The organism is Thiomicrorhabdus cannonii (assembly GCF_013391695.1).
Taxonomy (GTDB): Bacteria; Pseudomonadota; Gammaproteobacteria; order Thiomicrospirales; family Thiomicrospiraceae; genus Thiomicrorhabdus; species Thiomicrorhabdus cannonii.
This window is the reverse complement of the sequence record NZ_JACBGH010000001.1, coordinates 187,022-213,344: the sequence shown is the minus strand read 5'-3', so window position 1 is coordinate 213,344 and position 26,323 is coordinate 187,022. Positions and strand designations below refer to the sequence as shown.

Sequence of the window (26,323 nt, the reverse complement as noted above, 5' to 3'; positions counted from 1 at the left end):
GGGTGAAAACTCCCGCCCCGGACGACAAAAAAATATTATGATATTGTAACGAAAATTTTAGAGCCGGATATGAGAAGTTTTATTCAAATTACACACAGTTGCATGCGACAGTTTGTCTTGGGGGTGGGTTTGACGCTTTGCGTGACGGCTCATGCCGAGCAGGGGGCGTTGTCAAACGTCGTGAATTCCGCCGCCCCACTGGATGAACAGGCCCTTTTTACCCTGGTGGAAGGGTTTGATCCGGAGGTCGATGCATCCGGTCAGGTCGTGAAAACGCCCGATTTGAACCAAAAGATTCTGCAGGGTATGCGCGATTTGCTGTTGCGTCTGACCGGAGACGCGTCGCTGTTGCAAAGTGAGGAAGGGCGCGAATTTATTCGCGACGCCAAATCCTGGCTAACGCGCTATGCGTTTGAACCGCGCAAGGAGGAAGGGGTGACGGTCGGGCAGAATCTGCGCTTGGAGTTTGACCGTCAACGCTTGCTGAAAGCCTTTCAGGGAAAAAACATTATTGTCTGGCCGCAGAAGGAGCGTCCCAAGACGTTGGTGATGGGCTCGTTCTTGCAGGAGGGCGGGATCTTGAAGCTGACGCCGGAGGCGTTGGGTTACCGTCCTGATATCGAGTTCCGCCCCTATCCAAAGCTGCTGGCCTTGCCTTTGGCGTTGCCGGTTAAGGAAAGTTCCTGGGTTTATCCGTTGGCCGATAGCGTTGCGCCCGAGCAGATTCAGGCGTTACTGAAGCAAAGCGGCAGTCAATATTTGCTGAGCTTCCGCTTGGAGAAGTCGCTGCGGGGCGAAAATGCCTTGTTATGGCGTTTGTATGATCAGTCCGGGCAGAGTGTTTTGTCGGCATCCACCAATGGGCCAAACGGCTTGGCGTTAACCGCGGCCTTGTTCGACCGGCTGATGGCGTTTTATTCCGAGAGCTATCGCCAGAGCGCCTCCGTTTTGGGGGCGGCTGTAATCGGCATCAACCGCTTGAGCAGTGCCGAACAGTTGATGGAGATTGAACGTTACTTGCAGTCACAGCGCCCGGCGGTTCATCAGGCGACGCTGGTGGCGTTGCAAGGCGGTCGCGCGGAATTTGAGGTGGTGTATCAGGGGCGCTATCAGGATCTGCTGAATGTCTGTATGGGGATTGAAGGTGCCAAGCTGCAGTCGCAAAGTGCGCTGACCGCACGGATCGAAGTGCTATTGCCGGGATTGATGGAGCGTCCTGCCACGCAGTTGATCGATCTGTCGAAAGAGTATGAAGCCAATACGCGGGAGGGGCTGTGATGTTTGTGCAGATGCCGCTTAAAATTGGTTTGCGTGATGATGCCTGTTTTGAAACTTTCGTGACCGAGCAGGAGTCGTTGGCTGTGGCGTTAAATGCGCTTCAATCGGCGCTGAAGCATCCCGCGGGGAATGCGTTTTATCTGTATGGTGACAGCGGTGTGGGCAAAACCCATCTGCTGCAGGCGGCATGCCGTTACGTCACCGAAAAGGGGCAGGCGAGTGTCTATTTGCCGATGCGCGACGAGGGCTTGCCGTTGATTCCGGACGTACTGGTTGGGCTGGAACAGACGCCTTTGGTCTGTTTGGACGACATGGAGCGCATTGTCGGTAATGCCAAATGGGAGGTGGCGCTGGCCAACCTTCTGACGAAATCGAGCGTGCAAGGACATAACGTTATTTTGGCGGGCGAGCAGTCGGTAGTGCAGTGGGCGCTGACGACGCCGGAGCTGACCAAGGCGTTAATGACGGTACTGCCGATTAAGCTGAGCTCTTTGAATGAGAAGGAAGAGGTCATTATGGCGCTGCAGCGTCATGCCAAACGCTTGGGGATTGAACTGTCGCAAGAGGTGGGTAACTATTTGATTAAACAGTTTTCCAATGATTTGCAGGAGTTGCTGGCGGTGCTGAAAATGCTGGATCAGGCTTCCCTGGTTGAAAAGCGCCGTTTGACCTTGCCGTTTGTTAAAAAGGTCTTGGGGCACGTGTAAGGCTTCTGTGGTATGGTCGCTACCCGGCCTGTTCACTTTTTTTGAAACGTTTTCGGATGTATTGAAATTTTAATCAATAATAAGTAAAAATAACAAGATATAGGGAAAGTATGCTTTTTTCTTCTGCTACACTGTCGGCGACCATGCGTCGCACATTTTACACATTTGCCGTTGCGTTAGGTCTGGGCTTGTCTTTACCGGCTCAGGCGGAGCCGCCCAGCAAACCGATCGAACTGGTGGATTTGGACGGCAAGACCTCCTTGCTTTCGGATTATCAGGGCAAATGGGTGGTATTGAATTTGTGGGCTACCTGGTGTCCGCCTTGTCTGGTGGAGATTCCGGACCTGGTGTTGTTTCACGAAGCGCACAAAGACAAGGATGCCATCGTCATCGGTGTGAACTATGAGGACACCGATCCCGAAAAGGTCAAGGCCTTTGCCGAATCGCAGATGATCAGCTATCCGGTGGTGCGCTTCAAACAGAAAGTGGACGGCCGTACCTCGCCGTTGGGGCCGTTGCAAGGGTTGCCGACCACGTACATGGTGGCTCCCGACGGCACCGTTGTGGCGGCGCGGACGGGAATGGTCGATCAGAAAATGCTGGAAGAGTTCATGCAGCGTTTTGCCGAAATGAAGAAATAGCGCTTGACTGCCGTAGTAAACAATCTTTGAGGAAAGGATGGTCCGATGAAAAAGTGGATTTTAGGTACGATGTTTGCCGTGTTGAGCGGTTTGAGCCAGGCGAGCTGGGCACAGGGTGGTTTTTTTGACGAATCGTTCGGCAATTACCGCGAAGAGCTGGAGGCGGCCAGGGAGGCGGGCAAACAGGGCGTATTTATGTTTTTTCAGATGGACGAATGCCCGTTTTGCCGTCGTATGGAAACGACCATCATGACCGAGCCGGATGTGATTGCTTTGTTCAAGGAGCATTTCTTGAATTTTGAAGTGGATATCGAAGGCAGTAACGAGGTGACCGATTTCGACGGTACAGTCTCGACCGCACAGCAGATGTCCGAAAAGAAATACCGCGTGCGCGCCACGCCGGTCATGATGATCTTCGATTTGAAAGGCAATCCGCTGTTGAAGTATACCGGCCCTACGCGCACCAAGGAAGAGTTCAAATTATTGGCCCAATATGTGATCGACGGCGCCTATAAGACTATGCCGTTTACCAAATACAAACGCCAGCAGAAGTGAGGTGATTGTGCCCTTGTTTTTATCTCATACTAAACCTGTGCGGGCGGAATTTTCAGCGCTGAGAAAGATCGTTCTGGCCACGGCGTTGTGTTGCGGACTGCCGCTGGCGCAAGCGCAGCAGCAGGCGCCTTTGCCCTATACGCTGCCCAATCCCCTGACCCTGCAGGACGTGATGTCCGCGCCGATGCATGCTCACCCCCTATTGGCCACAGAGCAGGCGAATTTGGCCAAAATCCAGGCGCAGTTGGGCGCGCAGCAGGCGCAAGACGGCTTGCAGCTCGATTTGCTGGGCAGATTGGCGTGGCGCGATTATGCCGAGGAGACCGAAGAGTTCCACATGGCGGCTTTACATGCCAAGCAGTCGTTGTATGATTTTGACCGCAACCGCTCGCAGGTCGAAGCGCTGCAACGCCATGAAGAGGCCCAAACTTTATTGTCTGAAAACACTGAAAATCAGCTCAAGTTGCAGTTGATGCAGGGGTTTTTCAATGTGTTGCTGGCGGACTTCCAGTACCGTATCGACAACGAAGCTATGGCGGTGGCGTATGTCGGTTTGGATAAGGCCAAGGACGAACTGGAGCTGAAGCGCCTCTCCGATGTCGATTACTTGAAGCTCGAAAATGAATACCAGCAGATTCTGGTGAAACGCAGCCGCTCCGAATATCAGCAGCTGCAAACGCGTCTGGCGCTGGCGAATTTGATGGGACTGCCGGATGCAAGACCGGATGAGTTGAGTTTTCCGGCGTTGAAGAATTTCGCGCAACGCCAGCTGAACGAGACGACACTGGAAAAGTTGCAGCAAAACGTTTTGCAGGAAAATCCGCAATTGAATGCCCTCAAAAAGCGCCTGGAAGCAGCGCAGTTGAAGGTGCAAAGCCAACAGGCGTCGGCCATGCCGGATATCGCGCTGGAGGGGTGGGCCGGGCAGCTGTCGAGCTATCCGGAGAAGCGTGAAGGCAACTGGAATATCGGTCTGACATTGAATATGCCGCTCTACGACAGCGGTTTGCGTGACGCCAAAGTCAATGAAGCCAAGGCCGACGAGCAGGCGGTCGCAGCGCAAATCGGTCTGTACGAGCAGAAGTTGCGTGATAAGGTGGCGGATATTTACTTTCAGTTAAAACTCCTGGAAGCCGAGCAGAAACAAAACAAGATATTCGGCGATTACGCGGATCTGTACCTGGATTACAGCCGCGCGCTTTATGAGAACGAGAGTAAAACCGATTTGGGTGACGCGATGGTGCGTTTGTCGGAGGCTAATTACAACCAGGTGGCCTGGCAGTTTAAACAGGCCTTGTTGTGGGCCAGTTTGGATAGTTTGACGGGCAAACCCCTTTTTGAAAGCTCTTCCGAAATGGCGGGCGGTAAGGCTCGGCAGGATGAGCCTACCCCATAACCCCGTCTGATGGTTCCTAATGGATTTAATGCGAGAAACAGAGATGTTAAAAACAACTGAATATGGACACAACCCGTTAAAAACTGGGCGCCTTTGGGCTTTTGCGGCGCTATTTCTGCCAATGACCGCTGCAATGGCGCAGGAGGTGACCATCGGCGCGCTGGTCAGTGGGCAGGTGACCAAGGTTTATGTCACCGAAGGGCAAGAGGTTAAAAGCGGTACTGTGCTGTTGGAGATTGATCAGCAGGCCTATCAGGCGCGTCTGGAGTCGCTGCGCGCCGAAGTTGCGATGCGCAACGCGCAATTCGGCGACGCCAAAGTCGAGTTGGAACAGGCCTTGGACTTGTTTGACAGAACCGTAACCGCTAAACGCACCCTCGATGCGGCACAGTTGCAGCATGATGTTGCCAAAGCCTCTCTGGATAAGGCCAAGGCCGAATTGAAAATGGCTCAGGCTAAGGGCAAATATTTTAGAATTACCGCACCGTTTGCCGCCAAGGTGGTTAAAATTCATGCCCCGCAGGGCAGCACGGTGTTTGAAGAAAACAATCCTTTGATTGCCTTGCAGCCCGAATAATTCTTGTTAGATTATTGTTTGGTTAAAAGAGAGAATTCATGTTATCTACACGCATTCGTTATGGTTTGAAATACTGGCGTTTGGCTTTGCACCTGTTGTTTAAAACCAAACATTTTGGCGTCAATAATCTCTGGTGGGCCGCACAGCCGTCTGCGATTGGTTGGCACTGGTATCAGATTCTTTGGGGTGTGTTGACCATTATGCCGATCGTGCGCAACTATCAGTCGCTCAAGGTCAGAAGCTGTTTGGGCTGGTTGCCGGAGTCTGAATGTCTCGCGTTGGGATTCAAGTCTAAAGTGTAACGACGGGAGTCTGGTGCGTGATTCAACTCGATTTGGAACAGCGACAATCTTCGCGTTTTTCGCGTGAGTTTCTGGTAACGGATTACGAGGATTCTGGCTTTTCTGACCCCTTTGAAGGCCATGACGTCAATCTAACCGGGTTGAGTTTTTGGGTCAAAGAGCCGGATTTGTTCTTTCCTGAACAGCTTTTGAGTTTGCGCGTCAAAAACCTGAAAAACGATGAAGTCTATTGTTTGGAAGGGGTCGAGGTGGTGCATCAGCGGGCGCAGGAGGGGCGTTATCTATGCGGCTGCCATATCGCTCAGGTGACCAGTTCGCAGTTGCTTGCGCACCATCGCATTGTGATGTCGGATGCGCAGAGTGCATTGATTTCGATGCGCGATAGCCAGATCAATGAATTCAACTTCGTCGAAGACGGTTCGCCTCTATCCACCGATCAGGGGGATTATCAAGAGGCCAGTATGGCCTTGAATCTGGCGGTGTCGCAAATGCAGTCGGGGCGCGAGTCCGGAGAGCAGTTGCTGGATGAAATGCGCCATGCCTTGCATAGTCTGCAGGGTCAGGCGCTGCATCATGAATTGCAGCGTTTATTTGAAGCCTTTGCCGATGGTTACCAGGAAATGATGCAGACCACGGTGGCCCTGGGAATGCTCGCGAAGTTGTTAGCCCACACCCCCGAACAGCCACGTGACAAGCAGGCCTGGAAAACCATGGTTGCCGACTTTGAACGCCGTTTCTTAAGTGAGCAGCAGCAAATCGCCTACGATTTTATGCATCAGGGGTTGGCACCTGACGAGGCTTTGCGCATTGCCGAAAAGTATCTGAAGGAAGACTGATCCCTTTCTGTTCCCTTTTTGTTAATAAGCGGCTTTGCGAAAGCCTATCAATAAGCGCTCATGCCGAGATTAACTCAAATAGTGTAAAAACCAGTTCTTGGCCGCCTCTGCCGCGGCTTCGAGAGTGCCGGGTTCTTCAAACAGGTGGGTTGCTCCGTGGATGCTTTGCAACTCACAGTTCGCCTGTGTCATGTGCTGCTGTGCCCAACGATTCAATTCCATGACTTCACTATCATAGCCGCCCACAATCAGCAGCGTGGGCGTCAGTATTTCCGGCAAAGCGTCCGCCGCCAAATCGGGGCGTCCCCCTCTGGAAACCACACATTCCACTTCGTTAGGGCGTGCCTGCGCCGCATTGAGTGCCGCTGCCGCTCCGGTGCTGGCGCCAAATAAGCCGATAGAGAGTTTGCTGAGGGTGGTGTGTTCATTCAGCCAATCGATCGTGGCGATGGTGCGGCGGCTTAATAACGGAATGTCAAAGCGGAGCTCGCGGGTAATCTCGTCAATTTGGCTTTCACGCGGCGTTAACAGATCGAACAGAAGAGTGCCCAACCCGGCCTGGTTTAAAATCTTGGCGACATAGTGGTTGCGTGGGCTGAAGCGGCTACTGCCGCTACCATGCACGAAGACCACAATACCTTTGGCGGATTGCGGTACGCTTAGAATCCCTTCCAGTACGACATCGCCTGCCTGGATAAGGACATCTTGCGGCAGCGGAGGCTGAAAACTGGGGTGGTAGATCATGATTGCCAAGCCTGATTCAGTTGAGCGATAACTTCGGCATCGCTGACTTGTGAAAAGTCCGCGTACCATTGTCCGATTGCATAGAAATCGTCCGGCTGGATTGGACATATCACCTCGTCGGCCATTTGCTGCAGTCGATAAACGGTTTCCGGCGGAGCGACGGGGACGGCCACCACAACTGCTTTAGGGTGTTGCTGTTGTACCGCCTTCATCGCCGCCAGCATGGTGGAGCCTGTTGCCAGACCATCGTCAACCAGAATAACGGTTTGATCTTTCAGATTGGGAAGAGGGCGGTCGCCGCGATACGTCTTTTCACGGCGCAGCAGTTCTTCACGTTCTTTGGCCTCTACTACGGCAATATCATCTTCGCGGATAGCGTAGCCCGCAAGCACTTGTTGATTTAGTACGCGGATGCCGCCGCTGGCAATCGCGCCCATTGCCAACTCAGGGTAGTGCGGTGCCCCGAGTTTTCTGACCAGCATCAAATCCAAGGGGGCGTTTAACGCCATGGCGATTTCATAGGCAACCGGTACGCCGCCGCGCGGTAGCGCCAATACGATGACATCGTCCTGGTGCTGGTATTTTTGCAGCGCTTTGGCGAGGGCTTGGCCGGCAGCGGTGCGATCGGGGATAGGCAGTTTCATGGTGATGACCTTTCTTGTGGCTAAGGTGCGGCAGCCGCAAGGTTAAATTCGCAGATTGATATGGCTAAAGCGTAGAGTTGCCCTGATTGCTTGTCAATTGGCGTGCGCCAGTTCGGAAGGGTTTTGATGGTTTTATTAATTAGAATCAATATTTACGGATGCCCTTCAGCAACACTCACTATGTTGATTAAGGGCGATTGGGCGAATCGCCTTTATTCATGTCGCAAGGCGACTATAGGATCAAGACGCGCGGCTTTGCGTGCCGGGAAGTAACCGAACAATACACCGATGAAAGCCGAAAACAGGAAGGCGGCGATGATGACCCAGATATTGAAGACCAATGGCACCGACATCAGCATGGCCAGAATCGACGAGGCGACAAAGGCCAGCAGAATGCCGAAAATGCCGCCAAAGGTCGAAAGAACCACCGATTCCACCAGAAACTGCGTCAGCACCTCTTTTTCCAATGCGCCAATCGCCAAGCGGATGCCGATTTCCCGGGTGCGTTCCGTCACCGAGACCAGCATGATATTCATAATGCCGATGCCGCCAACCAGCAGGCTGACGGCGGCTACTGCACCGAGCAGCATGGTGAGGACTTTGGTGATATTGCTGAGCATATTGGCAATCTCTTTCATGTCCATCACCGAGAAGTCGTTGTCTTCGTTATCGCTCAGATGGCGGCGATCGCGCATCAGCTTGACGATTTTGCGCTTATATTCGCTGGTGTCCAATCCTTGCAGAATCGCCACCTGAATAAGATTGATGTCCTGGTCGCCGCTGATGCGGCGTTGAAAGGTTTTTAGCGGCATCAGGATGATGTCGTCCTGATCGGAACCGAAGCTGCTCTGGCCTTTGGATTGCAGCAGGCCGATGACAGTACAGGCCATTTTGTGGAAACGGATTTGGTTGCCGATGGGGCTCTCTTTGCCGAAGAGCTGTTCGCGCACCGTTTCGCCGATGACACAGAGCGCGCGTCCGGCGCGTTCTTCGGCTTCGGTGAAGAGGCGGCCCTGTTGCGTGCGCCACTCTCTCACTTCAAAATAATCGGCGGTCGTGCCGCTGAGGCTGGTGGACCAGTGAGCGTTGCCGAAATTGGCGGTAATGGCCGAACGCGATACGGGTGCGGCGGCTTTGACCCCGCGCAGTTCGTTCTTCAGCGCAAGCACATCGCTGCGTTTAAAAGAGGGGGCGTTGGTACGAACCCCCATGCCCATGCGCTGCCCGGGGCTGACGTTGATCAGGTTGGAGCCAAGGCTGGCGACATCCTGTGTGACCTGGGCGGTCGCACCGCTGCCAAGGGTGACCATGGTAATCACCGAGGCAACCCCGATGACGATGCCCAGCACGGTGAGAAAAGAGCGCATCAGATTGCGGCGTATTTCGCGCAAGGCCAGGACAAACGCATTCCAGATCATACGGCCTCCGGCGGGAGCTCGGGCGATTCAATTTGCCCGTCTTTGAAAAGAATGCGCCGATGCGCATAGGCAGCCATCTCCTCTTCATGGGTGACCATCACGATGGTGATGCCTTGTTCCTGGTTGAGGCTTTGCAGAATCTGCATGATTTCGTGGGAACGCTGTGTATCCAGGTTACCGGTGGGTTCGTCTGCCATGAGTACCTTGGGCTGTGTCACAATGGCGCGGGCAATGGCAACACGCTGCTGCTGTCCGCCGGAGAGTTCGCCGGGCGTGTGATGGGCGTAATCCTCCAATCCGACAGCCTTTAAGGCGTCCATGGCGAGTTGCTGACGCTGCTCACGCGACAATCCCCGATAAATCAGCGGCAACTCGACGTTTTCAAGGGCGGAGGTGCGATTGAGCAGATTGAAGCCCTGAAATACAAAGCCGATGTAAAAACGCCGCAGCAGTGCGCGCTGCTGGGTGCTCATCTGTTCGACATGCATGCCGTCAAACAGGTAGGTGCCGGAAGTCGGCGTATCCAGGCAGCCGAGAATGTTCAGCGTGGTCGATTTTCCGGAGCCGGAGTGGCCCATGATCGCGACAAATTCGCCTTGGGCAATCTGCAGGTCGATGTGGTTCAGCACCGGGGTCTGCGCGGCGCCCTGGCCGTAGACCTTGCATACCTCTTGCAATGCCAGTAGCGGCTGACTCATGGTTGATTACCCTGCAAGGTATCGACAATCACGTTTTGCCCCGCCTCGAGGCCGGAGAGGATTTGGGTGCGCAGGCCGTCACTGACGCCGGTTTTGACTGGTATGGCGACAGGCTGGCCGTTTTGCAGTACCCAAACCCGCTGGCTGCCGTTGGCCGATTTATTGTTTTTCTTCGCTTCCGGCGGGCGGCGTGGCAATAACTGACTCACCAGACTGCGGCTGCTGCTGTCCTGAGTGGCCGGAGGTTCAAAGCGCAGGGCACTGTTGGGGACCAGCAACGTTTGCGGAATCTGGGCAACGATGACGTCGGCGGTAGAGGTCATGCCGGGCAGCAGTTTGCCGTCCGGATTGTCGACTTTAAGGCGGGCCTGATAGGTGACGACCCCGTCGACTGTTTGCGGTGCCAGATGCACTTTGGTGATGACAGCGGGAAAATGAAGATCGCCGTAAGCGTCTACCGAAAAGGCCGCCTTTTGGCCGGTCTTGACGCTGCTGATGTCGGCTTCGTCGATATCCAGTAACAGTTCCATTTGGGTCAGGTCGCGCGCCAGAGTGAACAAAACCGGTGCTTGCAGGGAGGCGGCGACGGTTTGCCCGGGGTCGATCTGGCGTGACAGAACCACTCCGTCAAATGGCGATATGATGGTGGCTTTGCGGAGTTGATCCTGATGCAGGGCGAGGGTGGCCTGCACCTGCAACAGTTGGGCTCGGGCCGATTGCAGGTTGGCCTGCGCCTTTTCATAAGCCGCTTTGGCGGCGTTGAGTTCCTCGGCGGAAATGAAGTTTTGCGGTTGTAACGTTTGTTTGCGGCGATAGGTTGCCAGCGCTTCTTCAGTAGCGATTTCGGCCTGGCGGATTTGCGCCTGGGTGACTTGGATATTGGCCTGTGTTTGCCGGACCTGCGCTTCCAATGTAGTGGTGTCGAGTTTGAGCAGAACCTGACCCTGTTTGACGTGATCGTTTTCTTCCACCATAACCGCTTTGACGGTGCCGGAGGTTTCCGAGCTGATGTCGATCTGGTCGAGCGGTTGCAAGGTGCCGGTGGCGGTGACCTTGATGGTGAGGTCGGCAATATCGGCAGGTTCGGTAATGTACTGGTAGTTGCCGCTGCTCTGTTTTTGGGAGAACCACCAGGCGATGCCCGCAGCCGATACGATCAGCAGTAACACCAGCGGCCATATCCAGCCGCGGCGTGAACGCGTGGGCGAATCGGTGAGAATCTGGGTTTTAAAGGCCTGGTCCAAACTGGCAGAAGAAGCTGCAGAGGAGGCAGGAGAAGGGTGTGAGGGCATGACTGAACTCCCGTGAGATTTTGCAGTCATCTTAGCACGCCCAATTCGCGAGGATTATGGCAAAACTGTGAAAAGGGCCGGATTACGTCACTAAATTTGATTTATCTCAAATGCGCTGGATACCCGGCCTGTTGAGTTTTTTAAAACGCGTTTGGGCTTTTTGGCGAAACCTAGCTATTGCGCTTGCGGCGCGCTTTTCTGGCCGCTTTGTCGGCTTCGCGGGCCTTTTTCTTCTCTTCTTTTTGCAGACGGAGCACTTCTACCTGTTTGAGTTCCTCGAGCATCATCTCCGGCGTTTCCAGGGTGACCGGGCCGAACAGGTTGTCGCGGTACTCCATAACAAACAGGCGCGAAACCTTGTCGATGTCGACCCGTCCGCCGGCGCGCAGACAGCCGCGTTTGCGGCCGATGACTTCCAGCAGTTCGATGTCGCTGACCGGCAACTCCTCCAAGCCGTAACGCTGTTTGAGGTTTTCGGGGTAGTGTGCCAGCATGAATTCCGCCGCATAGGAGGCGATGTCCGGCAATTCAAAGGCGGTTTCCTTGATGCCGCCGGTAATCGCCAAGCGATAGCCGCTGTGCTCGTTTTCGATATTCGGCCAGAGCATGCCCGGGGTGTCGATCAGGGTGATGTTCTCTTCGAGCTTGATGCGCTGCTGGTTTTTGGTCACGGCCGGTTCGTTGCCGGTTTTGGCAATGGTGCGGCCGGTGATATTGTTGATGAGCGTGGATTTGCCCACATTGGGGATGCCGATAATCAACGCGTGGATGGTTTTGACGGTATCGGCTTTGTCGGCCGCCATTTTTTTGATCAGGCTGATGATCTGTTCGCGTTTGTCTTGTTGCTGGGCGTTGAAGGCCAGGGTCTTGACGCTTTTTTCCTGCTCAAGAAAGGCCTGCCAGGCTTGGGTTCTCGCCGGATCGGCTAGATCGGTTTTGTTGAGGATTTTGATGGTCGGCTTGTCCTGGCGGATTTGCGCAATCAGCGGGTTTTCGCTGCTGAAAGGGATACGGGCGTCGAGCACCTCGATGAACACATCCACCTGATTGAAGATTTCGCGCACCTCTTTCTGTGCCTTATGCATGTGTCCCGGATACCATTGAATAGCCATAATCCCCTCCCGCGTTTCGTTGCGGGCATTATAACGTTTTAAGGAGGCAGTGGCGATTCCCGTTCCGAGAAGAAAGGCGATCAGATTATGGCGTGATTAAAAATATCTATTTCCTAGTTGTTTACTAGGTTATATACTGGGGGCGAGGTAAGGTCTTTAACATGCGTATTGCACAGCCAATAGGAGCGTACTATGGCGACTGTTTTGAGTTTAAAACCGATTCCTCCTTCCTCCTCATCTGTTCGTCCTACGGGGCGTCAGGTGCTATATCCTGTTGCCAAGCAGGGCAATCTCTGCCAATTTGTCGCGGCTGAAGAGGATATGATGCCGGCCGATTGGGCCGAAGCCGGCAATCCCAGTCCTTATGAGTTGCGCGTGACCATCCATACCTGCAAACGTCTGTGGCAATTGAACCGCGATGCACTGGAGCATCCTGATTGCGACCATGAACGGACGCTGGAAAACATCAAGGTGCTGGAAAAACTCTATATTATTCTGATGGATTATCTGGTCGACGAATAGAAGGGTGGCGTTTTAGCGTGTCCTGACGATAAAACAGGGCAAGTTGTGCGTAGACCTCGGGAAAGGCGCGGTGCAGTGTTTGCGGGGCGCTGAAAAACAGTTCGCTGCACACCGCAAAAAACTCGGCCGGCGAGGTCGCCGCATAAGCATCGATTGCCGTACGGTGGCCGCGGCTCACTTGGCGTTGCAAGGTCTCAAAGGCGTTACTTAAGGCTTGTGTCCATTCCTGGCGCGGCATATCGGCATGCAAAGGGGGCATGCCGTTGGCTTTGCCGTTGAGCATATCAAGTTTATGCGCGAATTCGTGGATGACAACGTTGTGTCCGAAACGCGGCGTCTGCATGTCTGCTACCGCACTGTCCCAGGCGATGATCACCGGGCCTTTGAGCCAGGCTTCGCCCCCGAGAGTCTGTTCTTCGGCGGAAACAATCCCCAGCTTGTCGGCGTGGTGGCGTTTGACCTTGAAAGTGCTGGGGTAAACCACCACGTCCGACCAGTCATCAAAATAGTCGAAATTCAGGTTAATCAACAACAGACAGGCTTGGGCTGCAATGGTGGTTCTGATCGTGTCGTCTATTGGCAACCCCAAAGCGCCGCTAAAATGTTTGCGCTCTAAAAACAGGATGGTGAGTTCGCGCAGATGCGCTTTCTCGACCGCACTCAAGTCGCTAAACAGCGGCGAGCCGGTCATTAATCTCTGCCACTGCGTATGGTTTAAAGGGTGGTGCTTGAGGGCATAACGCGTCAGCAGGTTTTTAAGCCATTTCATAGGTGTTATGCGAGCACTATTTCTGGATTGATAGAATCCAACCCAAGGCTCTGGGCTACGCCGGGATGGGTGAGTTGACCGCAGCAGACATTCAGGCCTTTTCTGAAATGCGGATCCTCCAGCAGGGCTTTCTGATAACCCTTGTCGGCCAGGGCCAGGATGTAAGGCAGGGTGGCGTGGTTTAGGGCATAAGCCGACGTATGCGGCACGGCCCCGGGCATATTGCTCACACAGTAATGGATCACCCCATCAACGGTATAGGTGGGTTCGGCATGACTGGTCGGGCGCGAGGTTTCGGCGCAGCCGCCCTGATCGATGGCCACATCGACAATCACTGCCCCTGTTTTCATGTGGCGGATGTGTTCTGCGGTAATTAGTTTAGGCGCGCTGGCGCCGGGAATCAGCGCCGCGCCAATGACCAAATCGGCCTGCAGCAGTTGCTGTTCGAGATTGTCGCGGTTGGAATAAAGGGTTTGTAGGCGATTGCCGAACTGCGCTTCCAAGGCGTGCAAGGCATTCAGATTGGTGTCGAGCACCACGGTATCCGCCTGCAGGCCGACCGCCATCAGTGCGGCGTGGCGGCCGACGGTGCCCGCTCCGATAATGACCACCTTGCCGGAGGCTACCCCCGCGGCCCCACCCAGCAGAATGCCGCGGCCGCCTTGCGATTTTTGCAGAAAATGTGCGCCGGCCTGCACGGCGAGTTTGCCGGCCACTTCCGACATGGGGGCAAGCAGGGGGAGGCGTCCATGCGGGTCTTCAACGGTTTCGTAGGCGATGCAGATGGCCTGGCTGTCAAGCAACGCTTGTGTCTGCTGCGGATCGGCCGCCAGATGCAGGTAGGTGAACAGCACTTGGTTGGGGCGCAACAGGGCGATTTCATGGGGTTGCGGTTCTTTCACTTTAACGATCAGTTCGGCGCGGGCAAAAATCTCTGCGGCGGAGTCAACCAACGTCGCACCGGCCTGCTGATAATCGGTGTCGTCAAGGCCGATGCCGGCCGCGGCTTGGGTTTCGACCAAGACGCGATGGCCGTGCGCGACCAGTTCGCGGACACTGGAGGGGATCAGACCGACGCGGAATTCGTTGTTTTTGATCTCTTTGGGCACGCCTATGATCACGTGTTGCCTCCTTGCACGGTTGCGGTAGGGGAAATGACGCCAGACAAAGCAACATCTAGTTTATACTAAATCCATCGCCATTCGGCGGAGATAACCGCGCACGTTTTTTCCATTTGAGAGCTTTGCACGAGTAGGGCGCGAAGAAAAAATGAAGCAAAATTTGGCTGATTGCGGCGGAAAACGCAGCTAATAGCTAGCTATTAGCAAGTTTTCAACAAAAATCAGACGGATTTTGGCCCTTTTTAATCGTGTATCTATCTCGTGCACAGCTCTCCATGTATCTGTTTGAGACGCTCGGTGACATTTTCAAACCCTTCCCCATTGCGACCCGGCCTGTTGATTTTGGTTGTGGCGTTTATCAGCATGCTGGCGCCTTTCAGCATCGATACCTATTTGCCATCATTTCCGGCGATTGAGCGCGAGCTGATGGCTTCACGTGAACTGCTCACCCAAACACTGGCGGTTTATTTGGGGGCGTTTGCATTGGCTACGCTCTTTTGGGGGCCGATGGCCGACAAGTGGGGGCGCCGCCGCATTATTCTGTGGAGCTTGCTGGGGTATTTTTTGGCCAGTCTGCTGTGCGCCTTGGCGGAAAGTTACGACCAGCTTTTCTGGGGGCGACTGCTGCAAGGGGTTATGGCGGCCGGCAGTGTGGTGGCCAGCCGGGCGATGGTGCGCGATGTGTTTCCCAAACAGGAGGCGCAAAAGGCGATGGCCTTGGTGATGATGCTGTTTACCGCGGCACCGGCCATCGCGCCGATTATCGGTGGCTGGCTGGAAGTGCACAGCGGCTGGCGCTCGATTTTCTATTTTTTGGGTGCTTATGCGATTGTGATAGGGTGGATGATGTGGCGTCACGTCGGTGAAACCCAGGCAACGGAGCATGTGCAGTCGATTCATCCGGGAGCGATTGCCAAGGCTTATTGGCAAAGTGCCCGGCACCCGCAGTTTTTGCGTCTGGTGATGGCGCAAGGGTTGTTGGTCGGCGGTTTTTTTGTGTACGTGGCCGGCTCGACCAGTCTGATTTTTGACCACTTGCACCTTCAGGAGCAGGACTTCTGGGTCTTCTTTGTGCCCGTCGTGTCGGGGATCCTGCTGGGTTCGTTCTTTTCACACCGCTTGGCCAATCGTTTCAGTATGGAGGCGGTGATAAACGGCGCTTTGTTAGTGGGCTTGTTTGCAGTGGTGTCCAATATTGCGTTTGAACAGGCCGGGTGGCAGCCGGAAGCGCTCTGGGTGGTGGGGCCGATTGTGCTTTATGCGGTGGGCTATGCGCTGGCGAATCCCGGGTTGAGCATTGTGGCGCTGGATTGTCTGCCAAGCCGGCGTGGTCTGGCCTCGTCGGTGCAGAGTCTGTTTCAGATGGGAACGGCGGGATTGGTGGCGGCATTGGTCGTACCGCTGGTGCATGCCAACCTGCAATGGATGGCGTGGGCGCAAGGCTTGATGTGGCTTGTCGCGGCCCTATTATGGATCAGTGTGAGAAAACAGGTTTAACAGGCGTTAAAAAAACTCAACAGGCCGGGTCTGCCTGAGTGTGCCTAAAATAAAAAAGCGGCCGTAAAGTGAATTTACAGCCGCTTTTTATTGCCACGCGGTAGTCGCGTTTTAGGCGTTTAGCTTCGCCATCAGGAAGTCGATAAACCCTTCTTGCGCGACATCCTGTGACGCGTCGTCGCGGCGGTGTTTGTATTCCAGCATGCCGTTGTCCAGCCCGCGCTCGCCAATCACGATGCGGTGCGGGATACCAATCAAATCCATATCGGAGAACATCACGCCGGGGCGTTCCGCACGGTCGTCAAACAGCACCTCCACGCCTTTGGCTTGCAGTTCGGCATAAAGTTGTTCCGCCACTTCGGCCACGCGCGGCGACTTGTGCATCTGCATCGGCACAATGCACACCTGGAATGGGGCGATCGATTCCGGCCAGATAATGCCTTTGTCGTCGTAGTTCTGTTCGATGGCGGCGGCGACCACACGGGTCACACCGATACCGTAGCAGCCCATTTTCAGGATCTGCGCGCGGCTGCTTTCGTTTTGCACGTTGGCATTGAGTGCCGCCGAATATTTGTTGCCCAGTTGGAAGATATGGCCGACTTCGATACCGCGGCGGATTTCCAGTTTGCCTTTGCCGTCCGGGCTTGGATCACCCTTGACGACATTACGGATGTCGGCCACCAGGGTGATTTTGGCATCACGCTCCCAGTTGGCGCCGGTAAAGTGGTAACCGTCTTCGTTGGCACCGCAGACAAAATCGCTCATCAAGGCCGCGGTACGGTCAACAATCACCGGAATGTTCAAGCCGACAGGGCCGATGGAGCCGGCGTTGCAGCCTGCCGCAGCGAAAATGGCCTCGTCGCTTGCCATTTCCAACGGATCGGCGACCAGTTCCAGTTTTTGTGCTTTGATTTCGTTGAGTTCGTGATCGCCACGCAACACCAAAGCCACCACAGGATGGGCATCGGTCGCGCCTTTGACCAACAGCGTTTTGGCCACGACTTTTTTCTTCAACTGCAGGAAGTCGCAAACTTCTTCAATGCTGTGCTTGCCCGGTGTGGCCACTTTGGTCAATTCAGCCGTCGGTGCGGCACGTTCGCCGCGCGGTGCGACCGCTTTGGCCAGTTCGACGTTGGCGGCGTAATCCGACTCGGTCGAGAAGGCGATATCGTCTTCACCGGAATCGGCCAGTACGTGGAATTCGTGCGAACCTTCACCGCCGATGGAGCCGGTATCGGCCTGCACCGCGCGGAAATTCAGACCCAAGCGGCTGAAAATGCGGTTGTAGGTATCGTACATAGTATCGTAGGTGGCTTGCAGGCTGTCCTGATCCATATGGAAAGAGTAGGCGTCTTTCATAATGAATTCACGTGAACGCATCACCCCGAAACGCGGGCGGATTTCGTCGCGGAATTTGGTTTGGATCTGGTAGAAATTAGCCGGCAGTTGCTTGTAACTGCGGATTTCGCGGCGCACCAGATCGGTAATGATCTCTTCATGCGTCGGTCCCAGCACAAAATCGCGATCGTGGCGGTCTTTAAAGCGCAACAGTTCCGGACCGTAGTCTTCGGCACGGCCGGATTCATCCCACAGTTCCAGCGGCTGCACCACCGGCATCAACACCTCTTGCGCGCCGGCGCGATCCATCTCCTGGCGGATAATCCCCTCCACTTTGCGCAGCACGCGCACGCCCAGCGGCAGCCAGTTGTAAAGGCCGCCCGCCAGCGGACGGATAATGCCGGCACGAATCATCAGCTGATGACTGATAACCACCGCGTCGGAAGGGGTTTCACGGGTAGTGGAGAGCAAAAGGTTGGATGTTTTCATTACGCTGTAATACCTTCAAAGCAACAGGAAAAAAGTTGGCGGTATTTTAGCACACGGGCGGCGCCAATCGTGTGCCAATTATGGTGGCCGTTTAAGTGCCCGCAGCGATATTCAGTCACAGAATTTTGCGGCGATATGTTCGCGGATGAAGTTTTCAAACCTCCCAACCGGTAAAGGCGCGGAACAGTAGTAGCCCTGATAGCTGTCGCAACCGATGCGTTTCAGGTATTCCAACTGTTCGTGGGTTTCCACCCCTTCGGCCACCACATGGAGTTTGAGGGTTTGCGCGATTTTAACGATGGTTTCGATAAACGCGGCACCGGTTTCCGAGGCATAGTCGTCCATAAATGATTTGTCGATTTTGAGGGTGTTGAGCGGAAAGCTTTTCAGGTAGGCAAGCGAGGAGTAGCCGGTACCGAAATCGTCCAGTGAGATGGTTGCGCCGAGTTTGGAGATACGGAATAAGGAGTTCAAATTGTTATGGGAGCGTTCGATAAACACCGACTCGGTGATTTCCACGTCGAGTTTGCTCGCCTCAAACCCGGGGGTATGAATCAGATCCTTGAAGTTTTCGTCGAAATGGTTGTCGAGAAACTGCACCGCAGACAGGTTAACGGACACCGGAATATCGATTATGCCTTGTTGTTTCCATTGCATTTGCTGCCAAATCGCCTGCCTGAGAATCCACCAACCGAGTTCGACAATCATACCGTTGCGTTCTGCCGCGGGGATAAATTGATCTGGCGGAATAAAGCCTTTTGTCGGATGGTTCCAGCGTATCAGCGCCTCCGCTCCGATGACCTTGAAATCATGAATGGAGATCTTGGGCTGGTAATAGAGCTCAAACTGTTCGTGATCGAGTGCTTCGCGGATATCGTGTTCCAGTTCGATTTCCGCCAGAACCTGACGGTGCAGCTCTTCGGTAAAGAATTTAAACTGGTTTTTGCCGGAGTTTTTCGCCTCGTACATGGCAATATCGGCATTTTTGAGCAGGTTGACGATATTGTTGCCGTCTTTGGGGTAAAAGGCCACGCCGATGCTCGCGGCGACCTTAACCGGATGGATATCCACCAGGTGGACTTCCTTGATGCGGGCGAGGACACGTTCGATGATATGGGTCAGTTCCAGATTGTTTTTGTAATGACTCAAGACAATCACGAACTCATCGCCGCCGACACGGGCGATGATGTCGTATTTACGCAGAACATCCTGAATCAGCCCGGCCACGCTCTGCAGCAGTTTGTCGCCGATTTCATGGCCCAGAGAGTCATTGACCTTTTTAAAGTCGTCCAGATCCATAAACAGCAGTGCAAATTCGCTGTTGTTGCGGGCGGCTTCGGCAATCAGCCAGCTCAAGCGTTCATTGAGCTGATTGCGGTTGGCTAGCCCGCTCAATTCGTCGGTGCGCGCCAGGCGATAAAGCTCGTCGCGTTCCTGCTCCAGGCGATCAAAGGTTTGCACCATGGAGGCGCGTACATATTCCAACTCGCGGATTTTGCATTGGGAGGGGATTTCTGACTGATAGTAGGCGTACTGGCGCAGTTTTTCGAGCGGATTGGTCAGGAACTGACGCAATGCCAGCCAGAACAGCGCAAAGAGTACCAGCGGAATCAGTCCGAACAGCACAATAAAATCGATCTGATGCTGCGAGAAATAGTTAATCAGGTAGTCCTGGTCGGGGTAGATAAAGAGCGACAATTCATGCGGCTCGTCTTGAATATAGAAGCGAATCGGGGCTTCAAAGATCTGCTGCTGAATGAGTTGTGCAGCACTGATTTTGTCGAATCTGGACACCGTCAGCTGACGTGGCGGCGGCGCGAGGATGTGAGGATCGGTGGTCACCAGGATTTGATTGCCGTAGGCCACCGCCATCGAGTCGATCAGCGGATTGTTGGCTACTTTGCGATTCAAAAAAGAGGTGAAACCTTTGATCGATTCGAGATTGTGGGTTTCTGTGGAGATCACATAGGCGCTTTCCGACAGATCATGGCGGATGTTTTCCAGAATCAGGTCGGTTTTGCGTTGCTGATCTTCCAAAAAGTAGTAGAAGAAAACGCTGTAGAAAACGGTGACAATAATCAGGATGATGGAAAGTAGAAAATGTTGGATACCGAACATTTACAGCAGGTCTCTGATAGGAAATTGTGCGCGATTCAGGCGCTCGATTAATGGCGGTGCAAGTTCGTTGTCAAGCCACTCGATATCGTGCAGACTGCTCTGAAAATCTTCGAATGAGCCATTTTCAAGATAGGGTTTAACGGTGTTGTAATAGCTGCGCGGATCGGTTCTGAGCGCTTCCAGCGCTCTGGAAATCGCCTGTTTCAGCCCCACGAACTGCTCGCGATGTTTCAGCAGCACGCTTTTGGGGGTGTAGAGCGCATCCACTACCAGGAGGTTGAGGTTGTCTTCGGTTGACGCCAGGGTGTTGAAGCCGCGTTGTTGCAGTTCGAAGTTATACGGAATGTAGGTCACGATAACCGTCGGCTCGGAAAACGTCTGGTTTTTGATGGTGGTGACGATTTTCACCTGGTCTTTGTTGCGGTAATTGAACCGTTTGTCTTCCAGCGCGTTTTGTTTGATGAAATCCTCAAACACGACTTTATTGACGGTGTCGAGTTCCAGGTAGACATCAATGGGCGACTGCATGGCCTGCAAAGCCTCCAGCGTGACATTGCTCATGACCATATCGCCGCCGTTGGAGCGGTCGAACATAATCACCGGCACCAGATCGGGCTGCATTTTGCTGACTTGATAAAATTCGTGCTGTGTGCCGGTAAAAGCGTGCTTCTGGGCGTTTTGGTAGATGTGGATGTTTTCACCCAGAGAGACGACGTTGGAGAGTTTGATGTTTAACGGTTCGAGCCAACCCTGTTCCTTGGCATAAAACAGCGGGGAAAAACCGATCCAGGAATTGGTCATGATCTCCAGACGGTCGGATTCTTTGTTGCTGCAGCCGCTTAAAATCACGGCAACCAACAGCGCCAGAAAGGTTTTGTATAGAGTCATGATGTTTCTGCAAGGCTGGTTTGGCATATTGGTTCAGACTAACAAGTGTAAGGAGTTCACTTTACCACAATTTTTTTGCGTTAAAAGAGCCCGCATGATCAAAATAGCAAGGTTTGATTATCCGTTGAAGCAATCACACTATGTTATTACATGCGTTTTAGATTTTGGTGACAGTTAAGTTAAACAACGTTCCGATGGGTAATTGGCCCGCCAGGCGCCTGCTGAACCGGCATCATTTCCAGGCGGTTGATATTGACGTGTGCGGGCTGCTGGAGTATCCAGCGGATCGCTTCGGCCACATCTTCCGCCTTGAGAGGGTTTACGCCTTCGTAAACCTGCTCGGCACGGCTGGCATCACCTTTAAAGCGCACCAGCGAAAACTCGCTCTGATTCAACAGGCCGGGTTCCAAATTGGTGACCCGCACGGCCGTTCCCAGCAGATCGCTGCGCAGGTTGATCGAAAACTGCTCCACAAAGGCCTTGGTGGCGCCGTAGACATTGGCGCCTCTGTAGTGATAGGTGCCGGCAATCGAGCCGATATTGATAATATGGCCACGGTTGTTCTCCACCATGCCCGGTAGGATTTGGCGGGTTAAATACGCCAAAGAGAGGCAATTGGTTTGAATCATGGTTTGCCAGTCCTGCCAGTCGGTTTCATGCGCCGGGTTGAGGCCCAACGCCAAGCCGGCGTTGTTGATGAGCACCTCTACCGGTCGGAAAGCCTCCGGTAGCGCCTCCAAGTGTGTTTTCAGCGCCGCATGATCATTGATGTCACAGGCGATGATATGGCAAGGTGTTGCCAATTCAGACTGCAAGGCTTGCAATAGGTTCTCGCGCCGCGCCAACAGGATCAGGGCATAACCCGCCTGAGACAATACGCTGGCGGTTGCCTTGCCGATTCCGGAGGAGGCGCCGGTAATCAGCGCCACACGGTAATCGCAGCGAGGTTGTGAAGTCATTTAGAATTTCAATCCTTTAAAGAGGTTCTGTTTGAGTTGATCTTCAAACTGCTTTTTGACCTCTTCTTTTTTCTCTTCGATTTTCTGTTCCACTTCCTGCTTGGCTTTCTGCTCCAGAATCGAACCTAGGTCAAGACCCACATCGGGTGAGGTCCAGGCGCCTTTGAGTTTGACCGGAATGGTCAGTCCATTGAGTTCCTGCAACTCTTCGCCGCCCTGGCCTTTGTCGCTGGCCACGATTTTGGTTTTGACCAGATAGTCCAGGCTTTCTTTGACCAGATCAACCTTGCCGCTGCCGCTGATGCGCATAAAAGGGGCTTGCGCGGAGAGTTTTTTGGTATCGACGACACCGTTGGCGATGGCCACTTCGGCAATCAGCTCGCTAAAGTCGGTTTTGAGCTCTTCCGTCGAACCGGCCGCTTTCTCACCGGCGATTTTCGCCTTGGCCTGGCGAATCGATTGTGCCAGGTTGAAGCCTTTCACCGCGCCGTTTTTAAGGTTAACCGCGGCCGTGCCGTTAAGGTGCTGCTTCATTTGGGAGAGGCGTTCGCCGGCGGTAGTCAGGTCGGCCTTGACGGTGCCCAATCCGCTGATGCGGTCATCGTCGGTAAAGGCCAGCAGGACATCGCCAACCGGTACGTTTTGAGCGTCGGTTTTGAAGGCATATTTAGCCTCTTGGCCGCTGACATCCAGTTTGGCGCTAGCCGACAGGGTGCTGTTGAAAATGTTCATTTTCAACGGATTTAGGTCATACACGCCGTTCTTGCCTTTGAGGGTGGCGACAATGTTTTGCGGATTGAGTTTGTCGAACTGAACGTTGCCGGCCGTGACGGTGCCGTTAACCGTCAGTTTGCGCAGCAACTCCTTGGGCAAAGGAATCTCAATATCTTCTGGCGCTGGTGCCGTTTCCTTGGTTTCTTGCGGTTTGGCGGGTTTAGGCGGCAGGTAGCGGTTGAGGTTGATTTTGTCCAGATTCAGGTTGAAAGCGATATTGGGACGGTCGAAACCGGCAAGCGATGCATTGCCTGACAAGGTGCTGTCGTCCAGTTTGACGTGGATTTTGCTGGCGTTCATAGCCTGTCTAGTGGTGTCGTAACTTGCGTTGACTTGCGCGCCGAAGGCGGTGAGTGCTTTGGCGTCGGACATCTTGTCAACCGCTTCGATCTGTAGCCCCAACTGTTTCAGCAGGGCGCGCAAATCGGTCGGCAGCAGTTCGGCGCTGGCGTTGATTTTGGCGCCGTCTTTCAATTCGGTTACTTTCACGTCCGCATTGAGACGGGTGTTGAGCGTTTCAAGCTGCAAATCCTTGAGCGAGGCGGTTTGCGCCTTCAGGTCGAGTGCCGGCTGGGCGCTCAGAGTCAGTTTGGCTTCGCCGTTAGGCAGCTGGCTGCCTTTAGCTTCGGCTTTCAGTTGAATAGGGCCGGATTTGAGTTGTTGCGATTGCAGATCAAAGCCAACGCCGTTTAAGCTGAGTTCGCCCTGCGACTGGCTCAGGGCAAAGTCTTTCGCCCCCTTGAAATCGTAATGCAATTTAACCGCAGGAAGCGAGAGTTGCTGGTTTTCTAAGCCGAAGGTCAGTTCGTTGGCCGCCAGATCGGTCGTCACCTGTTCAAAAGGCAGCGAGCCGCTGTTCAAGCGGTTGGTCTGTTTCAGATCGCGTACCGTTATCAGGCCGTCGCTTTGCAGTTTGATCTGGGCGTGCAGTTGTGTATGGACTTTAAGCTCTGGCTGGCTGACTTCTGTCTGCATCGACAGATCCAAATCAAAAAACTCGTTCAGCGTAACGGCGCCGGAGGTCAGGGTGAACGGGGAAAGCTGCACGCGCTGTTGCGCCTGATCATCCTGCCAGACGATTTCGCTGTCCTGAATGTCCAGACCGCCGATGTTTAGCGCGGCCAGTTTGGCCAGAGGATTGCCTTTTTCATCGGCAGCCTCTTTATGGCGGTCTTCATGGTGTTCTTCTGCGGATGGCTTGACCAGATCATCCCAGTTGGTGACACCTTCGGCATTGCGTTGCAGATGCAGTTTGAGACCGTAGAGCGTCAGGGCGTCCACCTGCAGTTGTTTTTGCAGCAGCGGGAGAATCGCCACGCCGACACTGACCTCCTTGACGGCCACAAACGGCGTCTGGTCGAAGCCTTTGGCATTGCTCAGCTGGGCATTTTGCAGGCTCAAACCAAGGTGCGGGAAGAGCGACAGCTTCATTTCGCCGATTTGCAACTCACGACCTGTCTGCTGGTTAACAACCTGTGTGATTTCGTCGCGGTAGTCATTAGGGTCGATGGTGGCCAGAAAAATGCCTGCACCAATCACACCCAAACCGACAATTCCGCCGACACCCAAGGCAATTTTTTTGACCGCACCCATTTTGAGTCTCCTCCCGCTGATGAGATGAATTTGCTGCACCCAGGCCTGCCGGTTTGGCGGGCTGATGGGACGAATAGTAAACATTTAAGCATAATTGCGGCTGGCTGAAAACCGCATTGCATTTTCTAGCGCGCTTTTAGGTTTGCTGAGAGACGCGCCAGTTGTTTGTTTTGCAGCCGGCTCATGCTGAGTAATCCGATAATCGCGCCAAACAGTGCCCAGGCCATGTCGGACTGGGTATCCCATTCGTAGCCTTGCGTGCCCAGGAACGCCTCCGCCGCCTCTTCGGAGAGCAGTGCCGTCCACCATTCCAACAGTTCATAGCTGGCGCTGACGGCCAGCACAAAACAGACAATAAAGAAATTCAACCAGCTGCGCTGATTGAATACCTCCAGACGTAGCAGGATCTCTCTGGCGATCAGCGCCGGAATAAACCCCTGGGCGAAATGGCCGACCTTGTCGTAGTCGTTGCGTGCCGTGCCGAGCCAGTGTTGCAGCTCGGTAAACAGTGGCACCTCGGCGTAGGTATAGTGCGCCCCGACCAGTAAGATGCAGCTGTGCAGCAGAATCAACTGGTAACTCAACGGCGTCAGGGGGAAGCGTTTATAGGTCAGGATTATTATCACGGCGGCGATCAATGCCGGAAAGGATTCCAGAAACCACGTCAGATAATCCTTGGGATCAATAACCGACCAGAGGGTCACGCCGCTAAAACAGAGCGCCCATGTCCAGATGCCCCACGCATGCGAGGCGGTTATGGCTGAAGGGGAGGAGGTGTTCATAAATAGCCCTGCAAGGCATTCAATAATTCGTAAAACACCAAGCCGGCGCTGACCAAAAAACCGATCAAGGGAATCCAGCGCGGGATTGAAAGATTGCCGTAGGGCACCGGCTGATGTTTTTTGATGCGCCATAACGAGAGGTTGACCAGGGAGAACACAACCAACATCAGCAGGGAGGTGGTTTGCGCTAGGGTGGACAGGTCGCCGCTGACCGCCAGCACCATCACCAATGCGCCGGCAGCGAGGGTGGCATTAACGGGGGTTTGGGTTTTGGCGTTGACATGGCTGAAAAACAGCGGTAGCAGGCTGCGGCTGCTGAGTCCGTAAAGCACGCGTGACCCCATAATCACCTGGATAAGGGCGCCGTTAATGATGGCGAGCATACCGATAATGCTGATGGCGGTGGCCGGCTGGCCGGTCTGTTTTTCATAGATTAAGGCCAGCGGGGCGCTGCTGGCGGCCAGTTCACTAAGCGGAACGGTCAGCAGCGCCAGGAGCATAATGCTGAAGTAGAGCGCGGCGGTAATCAGCAACGTCAGAATAATCGCCAAGGGCAAAGTGCGGCGCACGTGTTTGACCTCTTCGGCCACATCCACCATGTCTTCAAAACCGATAAATGCAAAGAAGGCCAGCAGCACACCGCTGTAGATTAAAAAAGCGCTATGCAGCGAAAAATCGGGGATAAACAACGGCGCCATTTCCGGCAGGTGCGCCAGATTGGGCGAAGCGACGAGAACTATCCACACCAGTCCGCCGACCTCGATCAAAGTGAACAGGCCGGCTATGTAAACCGATTCGGCAATGCCCCAGATGGCGATCGTGATAATGACCAATACAACAGCGATCAGCGTGAAATTGCCGGGCAGATGAACCAGTTGCGCAAGATAGCCCGAAAAGGCGTTGATCAGCGCCGAGGCGGAAACCAGTCCGGCCAGAGCCACGAGCAGGCCAATCAGGCGCGAGAGTTGGTCGGAATTGAAACCCTGTTTGACATAGAGTGCCGCGCCGGCCGCTTTGGGAAAGCGCCCGCAGAGTTCGGCAAACGAAAGCGCCGTGGTGGCGGCCAAGAGTGCCGCAGCAAAAAAGGCCAAAGGAGCCATATAGCCGGAACGGGCGGCGACTTCGCCCACCAGCGCATAAATGCCGGCGCCGATGGTGGTGCCCAGGCCGTATAAGACCATTTGCGGGAGGGAGATGGTGCGTTTGAGTTTAATCACGGTATGCGGAATCTTTGGGCTTTAGGGAACCGGCCTGTTGAGATTTTAAACAGTGT

25 protein-coding genes are annotated in these 26,323 nt (G+C 54.2%); 10 read left to right on the top strand and 15 right to left on the bottom strand.

Annotation, left to right across the window (positions count from 1 at the left end):
- The first annotated feature begins 102 nt into the window (after positions 1–102).
- From HZ297_RS01080 to HZ297_RS01045, 8 genes are all read left to right on the top strand, one after another.
- Positions 103–1,278, top strand: a complete 1,176-nt coding sequence (locus HZ297_RS01080; protein WP_178861064.1) for a DUF8605 domain-containing protein — start codon at positions 103–105, stop codon at positions 1,276–1,278.
- Complete coding sequence (gene hda, locus HZ297_RS01075; protein ID WP_178861062.1) at positions 1,278–1,985, top strand: DnaA regulatory inactivator Hda; 708 nt, start codon at positions 1,278–1,280, stop codon at positions 1,983–1,985. Before HZ297_RS01080 ends, hda begins: the two co-directional genes overlap by 1 nt.
- A gap of 110 nt (positions 1,986–2,095) precedes the next feature.
- Positions 2,096–2,626, top strand: coding sequence for a TlpA disulfide reductase family protein (locus tag HZ297_RS01070; protein ID WP_246261561.1), 531 nt, complete (start codon positions 2,096–2,098; stop codon positions 2,624–2,626).
- Between the two features lie 45 nt (positions 2,627–2,671).
- Complete coding sequence (locus HZ297_RS01065; RefSeq protein WP_178861060.1) at positions 2,672–3,181, top strand: thioredoxin family protein; 510 nt, start codon at positions 2,672–2,674, stop codon at positions 3,179–3,181.
- A 37-nt stretch (positions 3,182–3,218) separates the two neighbouring features.
- Complete coding sequence (locus HZ297_RS01060; RefSeq protein WP_178861058.1) at positions 3,219–4,577, top strand: TolC family protein; 1,359 nt, start codon at positions 3,219–3,221, stop codon at positions 4,575–4,577.
- 121 nt (positions 4,578–4,698) lie between these two features.
- A complete protein-coding gene (locus HZ297_RS01055; RefSeq protein ID WP_178861056.1) occupies positions 4,699–5,154 on the top strand; it encodes an efflux RND transporter periplasmic adaptor subunit in 456 nt (151 codons plus the stop codon).
- Between the two features lie 38 nt (positions 5,155–5,192).
- Positions 5,193–5,456: a hypothetical protein gene (locus HZ297_RS01050; RefSeq protein ID WP_178861054.1), complete on the top strand. Its 264-nt coding sequence runs from the start codon at positions 5,193–5,195 to the stop codon at positions 5,454–5,456.
- 17 nt (positions 5,457–5,473) lie between these two features.
- Positions 5,474–6,292 carry a PilZ domain-containing protein gene (locus HZ297_RS01045; RefSeq protein ID WP_178861052.1) on the top strand — a complete coding sequence of 273 codons (819 nt, stop codon included), beginning with the start codon at positions 5,474–5,476 and terminating at the stop codon, positions 6,290–6,292.
- A 69-nt stretch (positions 6,293–6,361) separates the two neighbouring features.
- Here HZ297_RS01045 and HZ297_RS01040 read toward each other — a convergent pair whose 3' ends face one another.
- The 6 genes from HZ297_RS01040 to ylqF form a co-directional block, all read right to left on the bottom strand.
- A complete protein-coding gene (locus tag HZ297_RS01040) occupies positions 6,362–7,036 on the bottom strand; it encodes a dienelactone hydrolase family protein (protein ID WP_178861050.1) in 675 nt (224 codons plus the stop codon).
- Positions 7,033–7,680, bottom strand: coding sequence for a phosphoribosyltransferase (locus HZ297_RS01035; protein WP_178861048.1), 648 nt, complete (start codon positions 7,678–7,680; stop codon positions 7,033–7,035). The genes HZ297_RS01040 and HZ297_RS01035 overlap by 4 nt, the downstream gene beginning before the upstream one ends.
- Positions 7,681–7,892: 212 nt before the next feature.
- Entirely contained in the window at positions 7,893–9,098 is a 1,206-nt protein-coding gene (locus HZ297_RS01030; RefSeq protein WP_178861046.1) for an ABC transporter permease, read from the bottom strand.
- The gene (locus HZ297_RS01025; protein WP_178861044.1) at positions 9,095–9,796 is read right to left on the bottom strand and encodes an ABC transporter ATP-binding protein; all 702 of its coding nucleotides are present in this window, start codon (positions 9,794–9,796) and stop codon (positions 9,095–9,097) included. The genes HZ297_RS01030 and HZ297_RS01025 overlap by 4 nt, the downstream gene beginning before the upstream one ends.
- The gene (locus HZ297_RS01020) at positions 9,793–11,088 is read right to left on the bottom strand and encodes an efflux RND transporter periplasmic adaptor subunit (protein ID WP_178861042.1); all 1,296 of its coding nucleotides are present in this window, start codon (positions 11,086–11,088) and stop codon (positions 9,793–9,795) included. Before HZ297_RS01020 ends, HZ297_RS01025 begins: the two co-directional genes overlap by 4 nt.
- Before the next feature lie 170 nt (positions 11,089–11,258).
- The gene (gene ylqF, locus HZ297_RS01015) at positions 11,259–12,200 is read right to left on the bottom strand and encodes a ribosome biogenesis GTPase YlqF (RefSeq protein WP_178861040.1); all 942 of its coding nucleotides are present in this window, start codon (positions 12,198–12,200) and stop codon (positions 11,259–11,261) included.
- A gap of 192 nt (positions 12,201–12,392) precedes the next feature.
- Between ylqF and HZ297_RS01010 the strand changes: the two genes are divergently transcribed.
- Complete coding sequence (locus HZ297_RS01010; protein WP_178861038.1) at positions 12,393–12,722, top strand: hypothetical protein; 330 nt, start codon at positions 12,393–12,395, stop codon at positions 12,720–12,722.
- On the opposite strand, the gene HZ297_RS01005 is transcribed toward HZ297_RS01010, so the two are convergent.
- Entirely contained in the window at positions 12,691–13,491 is an 801-nt protein-coding gene (locus tag HZ297_RS01005; protein WP_178861036.1) for a M90 family metallopeptidase, read from the bottom strand. The genes HZ297_RS01010 and HZ297_RS01005 overlap by 32 nt on opposite strands.
- Before the next feature lie 5 nt (positions 13,492–13,496).
- Entirely contained in the window at positions 13,497–14,612 is a 1,116-nt protein-coding gene (gene ald, locus HZ297_RS01000) for an alanine dehydrogenase (RefSeq protein ID WP_178861034.1), read from the bottom strand.
- 297 nt (positions 14,613–14,909) lie between these two features.
- Here ald and HZ297_RS00995 point away from each other — a divergent pair, with 297 nt between their 5' ends.
- Positions 14,910–16,109: a Bcr/CflA family efflux MFS transporter gene (locus HZ297_RS00995; protein ID WP_178861032.1), complete on the top strand. Its 1,200-nt coding sequence runs from the start codon at positions 14,910–14,912 to the stop codon at positions 16,107–16,109.
- A gap of 111 nt (positions 16,110–16,220) precedes the next feature.
- On the opposite strand, the gene HZ297_RS00990 is transcribed toward HZ297_RS00995, so the two are convergent.
- From HZ297_RS00990 to HZ297_RS00960, 7 genes are all read right to left on the bottom strand, one after another.
- Positions 16,221–17,936, bottom strand: a complete 1,716-nt coding sequence (locus tag HZ297_RS00990; RefSeq protein WP_178861030.1) for a proline--tRNA ligase — start codon at positions 17,934–17,936, stop codon at positions 16,221–16,223.
- 111 nt (positions 17,937–18,047) lie between these two features.
- Positions 18,048–20,054 (bottom strand): putative bifunctional diguanylate cyclase/phosphodiesterase, encoded by a 2,007-nt coding sequence (locus HZ297_RS00985; protein ID WP_178861028.1) that lies wholly within the window; start codon positions 20,052–20,054, stop codon positions 18,048–18,050.
- On the bottom strand, positions 20,055–20,942 hold the full coding sequence (locus tag HZ297_RS00980) for a substrate-binding domain-containing protein (protein WP_178861026.1): 888 nt from the start codon (positions 20,940–20,942) through the stop codon (positions 20,055–20,057).
- A 179-nt stretch (positions 20,943–21,121) separates the two neighbouring features.
- Positions 21,122–21,901, bottom strand: coding sequence for an SDR family NAD(P)-dependent oxidoreductase (locus tag HZ297_RS00975; RefSeq protein WP_178861024.1), 780 nt, complete (start codon positions 21,899–21,901; stop codon positions 21,122–21,124).
- Complete coding sequence (locus HZ297_RS00970) at positions 21,902–24,268, bottom strand: AsmA family protein (protein WP_178861021.1); 2,367 nt, start codon at positions 24,266–24,268, stop codon at positions 21,902–21,904. It lies immediately after the preceding gene.
- Positions 24,269–24,393: 125 nt separating this feature from the next.
- Positions 24,394–25,050, bottom strand: a complete 657-nt coding sequence (locus HZ297_RS00965; RefSeq protein WP_178861019.1) for a DUF2238 domain-containing protein — start codon at positions 25,048–25,050, stop codon at positions 24,394–24,396.
- Entirely contained in the window at positions 25,047–26,267 is a 1,221-nt protein-coding gene (locus HZ297_RS00960; protein WP_343034740.1) for an APC family permease, read from the bottom strand. Before HZ297_RS00960 ends, HZ297_RS00965 begins: the two co-directional genes overlap by 4 nt.
- Positions 26,268–26,323: the final 56 nt, after the last annotated feature.

Excerpts from the sequence above, each read along its gene's own strand:
- HZ297_RS01080 (WP_178861064.1), top strand. The coding sequence starts at position 103 with ATGCGACAGTTTGTCTTGGGGGTGGGTTTGACGCTTTGCGTGACGGCT.
- hda (WP_178861062.1), top strand. The coding sequence starts at position 1,278 with ATGTTTGTGCAGATGCCGCTTAAAATTGGTTTGCGTGATGATGCCTGT.
- HZ297_RS01070 (WP_246261561.1), top strand. The coding sequence starts at position 2,096 with ATGCTTTTTTCTTCTGCTACACTGTCGGCGACCATGCGTCGCACATTT.
- HZ297_RS01065 (WP_178861060.1), top strand. The coding sequence starts at position 2,672 with ATGAAAAAGTGGATTTTAGGTACGATGTTTGCCGTGTTGAGCGGTTTG.
- HZ297_RS01055 (WP_178861056.1), top strand. The coding sequence starts at position 4,699 with ATGACCGCTGCAATGGCGCAGGAGGTGACCATCGGCGCGCTGGTCAGT.
- HZ297_RS01050 (WP_178861054.1), top strand. The coding sequence starts at position 5,193 with ATGTTATCTACACGCATTCGTTATGGTTTGAAATACTGGCGTTTGGCT.
- HZ297_RS01040 (WP_178861050.1), bottom strand. The coding sequence starts at position 7,036 with ATGATCTACCACCCCAGTTTTCAGCCTCCGCTGCCGCAAGATGTCCTT.
- HZ297_RS01035 (WP_178861048.1), bottom strand. The coding sequence starts at position 7,680 with ATGAAACTGCCTATCCCCGATCGCACCGCTGCCGGCCAAGCCCTCGCC.
- HZ297_RS01030 (WP_178861046.1), bottom strand. The coding sequence starts at position 9,098 with ATGATCTGGAATGCGTTTGTCCTGGCCTTGCGCGAAATACGCCGCAAT.
- HZ297_RS01025 (WP_178861044.1), bottom strand. The coding sequence starts at position 9,796 with ATGAGTCAGCCGCTACTGGCATTGCAAGAGGTATGCAAGGTCTACGGC.
- HZ297_RS01020 (WP_178861042.1), bottom strand. The coding sequence starts at position 11,088 with ATGCCCTCACACCCTTCTCCTGCCTCCTCTGCAGCTTCTTCTGCCAGT.
- ylqF (WP_178861040.1), bottom strand. The coding sequence starts at position 12,200 with ATGGCTATTCAATGGTATCCGGGACACATGCATAAGGCACAGAAAGAG.
- HZ297_RS01010 (WP_178861038.1), top strand. The coding sequence starts at position 12,393 with ATGGCGACTGTTTTGAGTTTAAAACCGATTCCTCCTTCCTCCTCATCT.
- HZ297_RS01005 (WP_178861036.1), bottom strand. The coding sequence starts at position 13,491 with ATGAAATGGCTTAAAAACCTGCTGACGCGTTATGCCCTCAAGCACCAC.
- HZ297_RS00990 (WP_178861030.1), bottom strand. The coding sequence starts at position 17,936 with ATGAAAACATCCAACCTTTTGCTCTCCACTACCCGTGAAACCCCTTCC.
- HZ297_RS00985 (WP_178861028.1), bottom strand. The coding sequence starts at position 20,054 with ATGTTCGGTATCCAACATTTTCTACTTTCCATCATCCTGATTATTGTC.
- HZ297_RS00980 (WP_178861026.1), bottom strand. The coding sequence starts at position 20,942 with ATGACTCTATACAAAACCTTTCTGGCGCTGTTGGTTGCCGTGATTTTA.
- HZ297_RS00975 (WP_178861024.1), bottom strand. The coding sequence starts at position 21,901 with ATGACTTCACAACCTCGCTGCGATTACCGTGTGGCGCTGATTACCGGC.
- HZ297_RS00970 (WP_178861021.1), bottom strand. The coding sequence starts at position 24,268 with ATGGGTGCGGTCAAAAAAATTGCCTTGGGTGTCGGCGGAATTGTCGGT.
- HZ297_RS00965 (WP_178861019.1), bottom strand. The coding sequence starts at position 25,050 with ATGAACACCTCCTCCCCTTCAGCCATAACCGCCTCGCATGCGTGGGGC.